Source organism: Alistipes sp. AF48-12 (genome assembly GCF_003477565.1).
Lineage (GTDB): Bacteria > Bacteroidota > Bacteroidia > Bacteroidales > Rikenellaceae > Alistipes_A > Alistipes_A hominis.
The window spans coordinates 1-501 of record NZ_QUDJ01000058.1 but is presented as its reverse complement, the minus strand read 5'-3'; the positions used below and the strand labels follow the sequence as shown (position 1 = coordinate 501).

The window sequence follows — 501 nt, the reverse complement described above, 5'->3', positions numbered from 1 at the left end:
ATTACGGCCCTGATCGCGGCTACGACCGAGGCTATTCTCAATCAGATCGCCGAGAACAACCGTAAGCGGCAAATCAAACCGAAACAACAATTTAAAATGAAATTTTAATGATGGAAAATACTGAATTATTAACCGAGTTATATGCTACGGTCAATAAAATCCTGAATATCGTGACCGAACTGAAAAAGAACCGACCGGACGCAAATGCGACACCGTCCGACGGTAGTACGGTCGATCTGGATTTGAAAGCCGATATTTTAAGCCTGAAAGTAGGCTTTGAGTTCTATGTGCAACAGATGCAGTTAATGGTCCGGACGGTTTCCAATCTTTCGCCGAATTTCAATTTCAGCTTGCCCGACATGACGAACCTCGAAGACCTGTATCGAAAGATATTGAATGAGATTGCGCTCATCAACCGGGACAAGGCATCTACAAAATCCGTCGAAAGGTTGTGCGAACAGATCGAGGCTGCGGTCCGTTCCGACATGAAAAAAATCGAAA

At 44.5% G+C, this 501-nt stretch carries 1 protein-coding gene; it reads left to right on the top strand.

Features of this window, described 5'->3' with window-relative positions:
• Positions 1–107 precede the first annotated feature (107 nt).
• On the top strand, positions 108–501 hold a 394-nt coding region (locus DW082_RS14200), incomplete at its 3' end, for a hypothetical protein (RefSeq protein WP_147387096.1).